This window comes from Bradyrhizobium sp. LHD-71 (assembly GCF_031157255.1).
GTDB lineage: Bacteria > Pseudomonadota > Alphaproteobacteria > Rhizobiales > Xanthobacteraceae > P52-10.
Genome location: NZ_JAVIFX010000061.1, coordinates 1 through 11,058 on the forward strand (window position 1 = coordinate 1; position 11,058 = coordinate 11,058).

At 64.1% G+C, this 11,058-nt stretch carries 2 protein-coding genes; both read left to right on the top strand.

Annotation, left to right across the window (positions count from 1 at the left end; genetic code table 11):
• Positions 1 to 315 (top strand): phosphopantetheine-binding protein (locus RCO31_RS34360; RefSeq protein ID WP_308972896.1); only part of this gene is annotated, 315 nt, incomplete at its 5' end.
• Positions 308 to 11,058 (top strand): non-ribosomal peptide synthetase (locus tag RCO31_RS34365; protein WP_308972897.1); only part of this gene is annotated, 10,751 nt, incomplete at its 3' end. The genes RCO31_RS34360 and RCO31_RS34365, both read left to right, overlap by 8 nt.

Here is an 11,058-nt window from a genome sequence, read left to right on the forward strand (position 1 = left end):
GTCGCGCATGTGGCGCCGCGCACGCCGACGGAAGCTGCACTTGCGGCGATCTGGGCCGACCTGCTGCAACAGCCAACCATCGGCGTCACCGACAACTTCTTCGAACTCGGTGGAGACTCCTTGACGGCGGTTCAGCTCATTGCGCGCATCAAGCGCGACCTCGGTCAGGATGTGCCGCTGCATCGGCTGTTCGAGATGACGACCGTCGAGAAGATGGCAGCCGCATTGGCGCCACAAGCTTCCGCCGAGAAGCGGAACGAAGACATTGCCGCCATGTTCGACATGCTGAAAGAAGTTGAATTCTCCGATGACTGACCTCGCCGCGACGCAGAAGCAGCAGCTTCTCGATATTTCACGGCGGTTGATGCGCCTTGATTCGACGAAACAGCATGCATTCCTGAAGCAGCTTGCGGCGAAGGGTGTGAATCTGTCGATGCTGCCGATCGCGCCCCAGCGGCAAGAGCGCGCGCCACTTTCCTTTGCACAAGCGCGGTTGTGGTTCCTGTGGCGCATGGATCCGTCCAGCGCAGCTTACAACATGCCGGTGACGGTGCGCATTCGCGGCAGGCTTGACCTCGAGGCCATGCAGCGCGCCTTCGATACGCTGGTCGTTCGCCATGAATCGCTTCGCACGGTATTCCGGCAGGAGGGCGGAGAGGCGGAGCAGATCGTGCTTGAGCCAGAACCGGTCCAGTTGCGGCGAGCTACAGTGACTGGCCATGACCTGGAACAGCACGTGCTTCGGTTGGCGCGTAAGGAAGCCGGAACGCCGTTCGATCTCGAATCCGGCCCCTTGCTGCGCATCGCATTATTTGCGCTCAGCGACGAAGACCATGTTCTCGTTCTCACATTGCACCATATCGTGGCCGACGGCTGGTCGATGGGCGTGCTGATCGATGAGTTCTGGCACCTTTATGCAGCATCGAGCCGAGGAGGGGCGTCGGGCCTGCCTGAGCTTGATATCCAGTACGCTGACTATGCCGCGTGGCAGCGGTTGTGGATCGGAGCCGTCGATGGGGAGCGCCAGGTCGATTACTGGACCTTACGCCTCAAAGATCCGGCGGTGCTGCAGCTACCTCTCGATCGGCCACGCCCCGCATCGCCGGATCACGCGGGCGCCGCTGCCCGCATCACACTCGACCCGGGGCTTGCCGACGCCTTGCGCGCGCTGGCACGCCAGCGTCAGACCACGCTGTTCGTCGTGCTGCTGGCGAGCCTGAAACTGCTGTTGTACCGCTACAGCGGTCAATCCGACATCAGCGTCGGTGTACCTGTCGCCAATCGTCACCGCGATGAAACGCGCCGGATGATAGGATTGTTCGTCAACACCCAGGTGTTTCGCACCAGGCTCGACGGCCGTCAGACGATTGTCGATTTCATCGCTTCCGTTCATGCGGCGACGATCGAGGCGCAGGAGAACCAGGACCTGCCTTTCGAGCGGCTATTGGAAATTCTCCAGCCGCAACGAAGCCTGAGCCAGAATCCGATGTTTCAGGTTCTCTATAACCACCAGCGCCGTCGGGCCTCTGTCAGTCCTCCGGAGCAAGCCGGTCTGCGGATCGAGAAAATCGACGCGAGCGTCGATACGGTCAAGTTTGATCTGGCCCTCGACAGCGAAGAAGTGCCGTCGGGTGAGATCAACGCGGTCTTCACCTATGCGACGGCTCTGTTCGACCCGACGACGATCGATCGTCTCGCAGGTCATTGGGTCAAGATCCTGAAGGCGATCGCCGTCGATGCTTCGCAGCCAATCGCCAGCATGCAGTTGGTTTCTGCCCATGAGTTGGTCGGGCTGGAGGGCTGGAATGGGTCCCGCGACGCGGTGCCGTCGCGGTTCATCCCGGTGCACGAGACAGTTGCCGGAATTGCAAGGTGGACGCCGGATGCGTCCGCGCTCATGTTCGGTGACGACGTCTTCTCATATGGCGAGTTCAACCGCAGGGCCAATCGTCTCGCACACCGCTTGATCAAGCTTGGCGTAGGTCCGGATGAGATCATTGGCGTCTCCGTGTGCCGATCGCCATCGCTCATCGTGACATTTCTGGCTGTGCTGAAGGCCGGCGCGGCCTATCTGCCCCTCGATCCTGATCACCCGCCAGCGCGGCAGGTGAGCACGATGCGGGATGCGGGTGTGCGCTTCCTGGTGACGGATGCTGCAAAGCCGACCCCGCTGCCCCTCGCCGGGATCGGGACGATCGCGCTCGACGCGCTCGATCTTGACATCGAACCGGAGACGGACCCCGCAGTTGCGGTGAACGCGCAAAGCCTTGCCTATGTGATCTATACCTCCGGTTCGACGGGAAGGCCGAAGGGCGTGGCCGTTGCGCATGGGCCGTTCGCGATGCATTGCGAGACGACCGCCGAACTTTACGACATGGATCGTCACTCGCGCGAGTTTCATTTTTTATCATTCACCTTTGATGGTGCGCATGAGCGGCTTTGGACTGCGCTGACTTGCGGCGCGGCGCTCGTGATGCGGAACGAAGACTTGTGGTCTGCCGAGCAGACCATCGAAGCGTTGCGCAAGCATCGGGTGACCAATGCCGGATTTCCGCCAGCCTATCTGCAGCAGCTTGCGGACTTTGCGGCGTGGCAGGGCGATCCCCCGCCCGTTGAGCTCTATTCATTCGGCGGCGAGGCGATGCCGAAGGCCGGGTTCGACAAGATCAGGCGCGTGCTGAGGCCGCGCAAGCTGATCAATGGCTATGGACCAACTGAAACAGTCGTGACACCGCTGGTCTGGAAAGTCCTGGCCGACGCTGAAATCGAAAGCAACTATGCGCCCATCGGCCGTCCTGTCGGGCGCCGGTCGGCATATGTCCTTGACGGCGATTTGAACGTCGTGCCGATCGGCGCAACGGGCGAACTGTTCATCGGTGGCGAAGGCCTGGCGCGCGGCTATTGGCGCCGGGGCGCGCTGACCGCCGAACGGTTCGTCCCCGACCCGTTTGGCGCGCCTGGCGCGCGCTTGTACCGCACCGGCGATCTCGCACGCTGGCGCCCTGATGGGGTGGTCGAATATGTCGGCCGCTCCGATCATCAGGTGAAGGTTCGCGGGTTCCGTATTGAGCTTGGCGAAATCGAGGCGCGGCTCATGCAGCAGCCGGGTGTGCGGGCCGCGGTTGTCGTTGCCCGTGATGGCGGTGCAAGCCGCCAGCTGATCGGATACGTCTGCCGGGAAGGCGATGCCGATGAGGCTGTGTTCCGCACGGCACTTGCGGACGAGTTGCCGGACTACATGGTGCCGTCACGGATCGTCGTGCTGGAGCGAATGCCGCTGACCACGCATGGCAAGGTCGATCGTGATGCCTTGCCGACTCCCGAGATGCCGACGGCGGCGGAGCATGTTGCACCGCGTACCGCAGCCGAGGTCGCCCTCGCGGCGATCTGGGCAGACTTGCTCGGTCAAACCGTCATCGGCGCCACCGACAACTTCTTCGAGCTCGGCGGCGATTCGATCATCTCACTGCAGATGGTCGGACGTGCGCGGCAGGCGGGTCTCCTGATTGAGCCGCGCGATGTCTTCCGCCATCAGACGTTGCAGGAGCTGGCGCTTGCGGCGCGAACGCAATCGATCGGAGAGGCCGTTGCGCGTGAGGCTGATCTGGCGGGCAGCGTGCATCCGCTGCTGCCGATCCAGGAACGGTTCTTCGCCGAAGATGTCGGCGACCGCCATCACTGGAACCAGGCCCTACTGCTGGCGCCGCGCGGGTCGATGGATTGGGATGTGTTAAGACGCGCTCTTGCCGTCATTCTTGAGCATCACGATGCGCTGCGACTGCGTTTTGAGCAGATTGGGAAGACGTGGCGAGCGGAGTATGGGTCGTCAGGCGATGCCTCCGAGATCCTGTGGGTTCGCCAGGGACTTGGCACCGCAACTGAGGTGACGGCGCTCGCGTCGGTGGCGCAGGCGAGCCTGTCGCTGGACGGGCCGCTGTTACGCGTGGTCGGGATGGAGCTTTTGGACGGTAGCCAGCGGTTGCTGATCGCGATCCATCATCTGGTCATCGACGCCGTATCGTGGCGGGTGCTCCTGGAAGATATCGCCTCAGTTTACGGGCAACTGGCGCAAGGCGCACTCGCTGCTGCGCTGCCGCCGAAGAGTCAGTCCTATGCGTCGTGGGGCGCAAGGCTGCAGGCGTATTCGGCAAGCGAGGAGCTCGCCGCAGAGCTGCGGTACTGGCTGGAACGAAAACCAAGCGGCGAATTTCCATGCGACGAGGACCATGGTGACATCGACCTCGTCGCCGAGGCTGAGGACGTCGTGCTTGCGGTCGATGCGGACTTGACCGCTCGGCTGTTGAAGGAAGCACCTTCGGCTTACCGGACACAGATCAACGATCTGCTGCTGGCGGCGCTGAGCCGTGCGGTATGGCGCTGGAGCGGGCTCGACACTGTGGTCGTCGAACTGGAAGGTCACGGACGCGAGGACATCTTTGCTGGCACCGAGTTATCGCGAACGGTTGGCTGGTTTACGACGACGTTCCCGGTGCGGCTCTCCGGCGGCTCGGAGGATGACGCCTCATTGATAAAAACCGTCAAGGAAGAGCTTCGTGCGATCCCGGCGCGCGGGCTCGGCTACGGTGTGCTGCGCCATCTCGGCACCGACGCACAACGCGGCGCGCTAGCTGCCATTGCCGAACCACGGATCGTCTTCAACTATCTGGGCCAGTTCGATACCAGTCTGGGCGAGGGCGCGGCATTTGTCGTCGCGCCCGAGAGCGCGGGCGCGACACGCAGCGAAGATGCGCCGCTCGGCCGATGGTTGACGATCAACGGTCAGGTGCGGGAAGGCCAACTACGGCTATCGTTCGCGTTCGGACGCCGTCGCTACCGGCGGGCGACGATCGAACGACTTGCCGAGCTTTATGCCGCGGCACTGCGAGAGCTCGTTGCGCATTGCACGAGCGGCGCGCGGGGCGTTACCCCCTCGGATGTCGAGCTGTCGGGATTGAGTCAAAGAGATCTCGATGCGCTGGGGACCTTGCTCGACTGGCGCACAATCGAAGACGTCTATCCGTTGTCGGCGATGCAGCAGGGCATGCTCTTCCACGCGCTGCACGACAGCGACACAGGAATCTACGTCAATCAGATGTCCGTCGACGTGGAAGGTCTCGACGCAGGCAAGCTGCGGGCGGCATGGCAGGCGGTGAGCGCCCGCCACGCCGTGCTGCGAACCGGCTTCGTTTGGCGCGAGCTGTCGGGGGCGGCACAACAGGTGGTGCACCGCCATGTGACAGTGCCGTTCGTCGAGGAGGATTGGCGCGCGTCGGCGGCGACGATGCCACATGCCGACCTCGATGCGGCGCTTGCCGCGGCCTCGCTGACCGAGCGCGTGGAAGGATTCGATCTGTCGCGGCCACCACTGCAGCGCGTGCGATTGATCAGGCTCGACGAAAACCGCCACCGGCTGATCTGGACTCATCACCACATTCTTCTCGACGGCTGGAGCTCGGCGCGGCTGATCGCTGAAATCCTGCAGCACGAGCGTGGTGCCCGCTTGCCTGCAGTGCCCGGCCGCTACCGCGATTACATCGCCTGGCTGCAGCGTCGGGATCACCCGACCTCAGAAGCCTTCTGGCGTCGCGCGCTGGCCGAACTGGACGAGCCGAGCTTCCTCAGCGACGCGCTGGGAGGGCCCGCGGACGCTGCAGTTGCAGGTCACGGATCGTTGGATCTGATGCTTGAGTCCGAGTTGATGACGCGACTGCAGGCCTTCGCCAAGCGCGAGCGCGTGACGCTGAACACGTTGCTGCAGGGCGCATGGGCGCAATTGCTTCGCCAGCACAGCCGACAGCCTGTCGTCTGTTTCGGCGCGACAGTCGCCGGCCGGCCGGCGGAGGTTGCGGGCGCGGAGGCAATGGTCGGCCTGTTCATCAACACGTTGCCGGTCGTCGACGGTGCGAACCCGCAGACCGGTGTCGGCGCGTGGCTGCGCGACCTGCAGAACCGCAATGTCGATGTTCGCGATCACGGCTGGATGCCGCTCTTCGACATTCAGCGTCTTGCCGGCCGTTCCGGGAGGCCGCTCTTCGACAGTATTCTGGTGTTCGAGAACTATCCGATCGATCAGGCCTTGCGCGGACAGCGCGGTGGCTCCCGGCTCGGGCGCGTCGAACAGATATCATTCACAAACTATGCTCTAACGATAGGGGTATCCCCCAAAGCGGACAGCATGAATCTCGGCTTCCGCTACGACCGCAAGCGGTTCGATGAAGGTCAGGTGAAGCATCTGCAGCGGAGCCTTGTCCGCCGGTTGGCGCGCATGGCCAGCGATGCGACACGACCGCTCGGTGATCTCTGCGGGCTGGACGACGACGAAGCGCGAACGATCCTGGACTGGAGCGGGCTCACAGGGGCGAGTTCGTCGACATTCGGCGGCGGGGTGGTCGCACGTATCGAGGCGCAGGCCGCCGCCTCATCGACCTCTGTTGCCCTGCGGTTTGACGGCCGCGAGATCAGTTACGGTGAACTGAACGCGCGAGCCAACCGGCTGGCACGGCAGCTGCGGCATCTCGGCATCGGGCGAGACCTGGTCGTCGGCCTCTGCCTGGAGCGCAGCGTCGAGCTGATCATTGCGGTGTTGGGCGTGATGAAGGCAGGTGGGGCCTATCTGCCGCTGGACCCAGATTATCCGTCTGAACGGCTGGCGCACATGCTGCGCGACAGCCGGGCAAAACTGGTACTGACGCAGGAGCGGCTGCTCGACCAGTTCGCCCCGGTGCTTGCGGATGTGGCCGTGGAGGCCCGGACCGTCGAAGCCATGGTTGGCGACACTCTGTATATAAAGAGTGGGGCTGGGGCGGGGGAACCCGACCGCGATCTCGGTGTCGCGCTTCAGCCCGGCAGCCTCGCCTATGTGATGTACACGTCGGGGTCGACGGGCATGCCCAAGGGCGTGGCCTGTACCCATGGCGCGCTGGCCGCGCGACTCAGCTGGATGCAGGCCGAGTATGGCCTCGATGCCGGCGAGACATTGTTACAGAAGACTCCCTTCAGCTTCGACGTCTCGGTCTGGGAAATTCTGTGGCCGCTGACTGTCGGTGCACGGCTTGCGATTGCTGCGCCGGGCGCGCACCGCGAGCCGCGCCGCTTGGTCGATGCCGTCATCGCCCACGATGTCACGACGCTCCATTTCGTGCCGCAGATGCTCGAACAGTTTGTTGCCGAGCCTGCGGTGAAACGCTGCATTTCGCTCAAACGTCTGTTCGCGGGCGGCGAGGCGTTATCATCCGAGTTGAAGGCGCGCGTGCTTGCGGCGTTCCCGAACCTTCGGTTCGACAATCGCTACGGTCCGACCGAGGCCATGATCAACGCGACGTTCTGGCGCTGCCGGACCGATGGCACGGCGCGCGTGCCGATTGGAGCGCCTATTCCGGGAACGGTGATCCGGATTCTGGACGGCGATCTGAACATGGTTGCCGCGGGCGCGCCAGGTGAGCTGTTTATCGGCGGGGACGCTCTTGCGCGTGGCTACTGGAATCGGCGCGGGCTGACTGCGGAGCGGTTCATCCCCGATCCGTTCGGAGGCACGGGCGAGAGACTGTACCGCACCGGAGATCTGGCGCGCTGGCGATCTGACGGCATGATCGAATATGCCGGACGCGCTGACCATCAGGTCAAGATCCGCGGCTTTCGCATCGAGCTTGGCGAAATTGAAGCGCGGCTGCTCGATCAGCCGGGCGCGCGATCCGCCGTTGTCGTTGCACGCGAGCTTGGAGCCGGGCGGCAGTTGGTGGGCTACGTCAGTGGCGAGGCCGAGCTCGACGGCACCGCATTGCGCGTTGCGCTGTCGTCGGTCCTGCCGGATTACATGGTGCCGGCGCGTATCGCAGTGCTGGAACGATTGCCGCTGATGCCGAACGGCAAGGTCGATCGCAACGCGCTGCCTGCGCCTGAAGCCTCACATGCGAACATGGAGCGGCTGGCGCCGCGCAGCCAGGCTGAAATTGCGCTCGCGGTGATCTGGACAGAGCTGCTCGGCGAGGCCGACATCGCAGTTACCGACAGCTTCTTCGAGCTCGGCGGCGATTCGATCATCTCGTTGCAGATGGTGAGCCGTGCACGCCGGGCGGGACTCGTGATCGAACCGCGGGACGTCTTCCAGCATCAAACCCTCGAAGCGCTTGCGCTTGCGGCGCGCACCGAGCAGCAGGGCAGAGCACCGGCCGACCAGCGTCCGGTGTCCGGTCGGCACCAACTGCTGCCGATCCAGATCCGTTTCTTCGACCACGATGCGGGCGAGCGCGACCACTGGAACCAGGCGGTACTGCTGCAGCCGCGCGATCGTCTGGACTGGCGGGTGATGCGCCGGGCCCTCGCGGCGGTGGTCGATCACCACGACGCACTGCGCCTCCATTTCAATAAGGTGAACGGGACGTGGCACGCCGAGCACGGCGCGGCGCCGACGGCATCGGAGCTGCTGTGGGTACGCAGGGCGGCCGACGGCGACGAGGTCACATCGCTGGCCTCGTCGGCGCAAGCGAGCCTGTCGTTGTCGGAGGGGCCGCTGTTGCGCGCGGTCGGTATGGATGTCGCCGACGGCAGTCAGCGACTTCTGATCGTAATCCATCATCTGGTGGTGGACGGCGTATCGTGGCGCGTGCTGCTGGAAGATGTGGCCGCCGCCTACGGGCAGTTGCCGCAGGACGCCACGTCCGTCGCTCTTGCAGCGAAGAGCCATGCCTATGCGTCGTGGGGTGCGCGATTGCAGGCTCATGCGGCGTCGTCGGAATTGGCAACCGAGCTGCCCTACTGGCAGGCACGAACCGATGGCGCCGAATTTCCGTGTGACAATGACCACGGCGGGGTCGACTATCTCGCAGATGGCGACGAAGTGGTGTTGGCTCTCGACGCTGTCTTCACAGAGCGGCTGTTGAGGGAAGCACCTGCAGCCTATCGCACGCAGGTCAATGATCTGCTGTTGTCGAGCCTCGCGCGGGCGCTGTGGCATTGGAGCGGACGTGAGAATGTCCTGATCGAGCTCGAGGGGCACGGCCGAGAGGATCTGTTCGAGGACCTTGACGTCTCGCGGACGGTCGGCTGGTTCACGACGGCTTTCCCGGTCAGGCTGAGCGGCGGATCTGAGGATCCGGCATCGCTGATCCGGGCGATGAAGGAAGAGCTTCGCTCCATCCCGCGTCGCGGCATCGGTTTCGGCCTGCTTCGGTACCTGGGCTCCGAGGAGCAGCGCGCTGCATTATCGAAGGCGTCCGAGCCGAAGATCGTGTTCAACTATCTCGGCCAGGTCGACAGTGACGCGGCCGAGCCGTCTGCGTTTACGCTCGCGGCGGAGAGCGCGGGCGCGCCGCGCAGCGCATCGGCGCCGTTGCGACGCTGGATCAGCATCAATGGCCAAATCCGGGAAGGCCGGTTGCGGCTGTCATTCAGCTTTGGCCGAAAGCGCTATCGGCACGAGACCATCGCGCGGCTGGCGTCGCTCTACGAGACGGCGCTGAACGAGATCGTCGATCACTGCACCAGCGGTGCCTCTGGGGTAACACCGTTGGACTTTGCATTGTCCGGACTGACCCAGGCCGATCTCGATGGACTCGCGCTGGACTGGCGCCTGGTGGAGGACGTCTACCCGCTGTCGCCGATGCAGCAGGGCATGTTGTTCCACGCGATTCATGACGGTGACGGTGGGCTTTACGTGAATCAGGTCGCCGCAGAGGTGCACGGCCTCGATGCCAACAAGCTGCGTGCGGCGTGGCAAGCGGTGAGCGACCGTCACACGGTACTGAGGACCGGCTTTGTCTGGCGGGAGCTGTCAGGTCCGGCCCAGCAGGTGGTTTACCGGCGCGTTGATGTCCCGTTCATCGAAGAGGATTGGCGGCCGAAAGCTCTTGCACCGGAGGAGCTCGAGGTCGCGTTGACAGACGCGGCGCGGCGCGAACGCATCGAAGGCTTCGACCTGTCGCGGCCGCCGTTGCAGCGCGTGCGGCTGATCCGGCTCGGCGAAGAGCGCCATTGGCTGATCTGGACCCATCATCACATCCTGGTGGATGGATGGAGCTCGGCACGACTGATTGCCGAGGTGTTGCAGCATGAGGGCAGTGGCCGGTTGCCGGCGTTGCAGCGCCGCTACCGCGATTATATCAGTTGGCTGCAGCAGCAGGACCGCGACACGGCGGCAGCTTTCTGGCGCAGCACGCTGGCGGACCTGGATGAGCCGAGCTTCCTCGGCGGCGCACTAACCGAACGGCGGGATGACGACGCGTTGGGCCATGGCGCGCTGGCGCTGACCGTGGATGCTGCGTTGACCGGACGCCTTCAGCAATTTGCGGCGCAGGAGCGGGTAACGCTGAACACGCTGATACAGGCCGCCTGGGCGCAGTTGTTGCGCCGGCAAACCGGCCGGAGCACCGTCTGCTTCGGTGTCACGGTTTCCGGCCGTCCATCGGATCTTGCCGGCTCCGAGGAGATGGTGGGCCTTTTCATCAACACGTTGCCGGTTGTAGATCGCGTCAACCCGCAGGAGGCGATCGGCGGCTGGCTGCGCGATCTGCAGGACCGGAATCTGACCTTACGGGACCATGGCTGGACGCCGCTCTATGACATCCAGCGTCTGGCGGGTCGTCCCGGCCGGCCGCTGTTCGACAGCATTCTCGTGTTCGAGAACTATCCGGTCGACCAGGCGATGAAGGAGAAGGGTCGGCGACTCCGTGTCGGCGAAACGAAGATCGTCGAGACCAGCAACTACCCGCTGTTCGCGAGCGTGGGCATCGATGACCGGCTGCGGCTGATATTCAACTATCAGCGAAAGCATTTCGACGAGGCGGAGGTTGCACGGCTGCAGGCGACTTTCGTGCGACTGCTCGACGTGTTGAGCACGGATGCCGATCGTGCGGTTGGCACGGTTGCTGCGAATGACCCGGCGGACCACGCGCTGGTGCTGCAGGCGAACAGCACGAGCTGCGACGAGCAGCGTCGGGGGCTTCTCGCCCAATTTGAAGCGGGTGTTTGGGAGGGTTCGGCTGCGGTGGCGGTCGTGTCTGGTGATGAGGAGGTGAGCTACGGTGAACTGAACCGGCGCGCCAACGCACTGGCGCGGCGGCT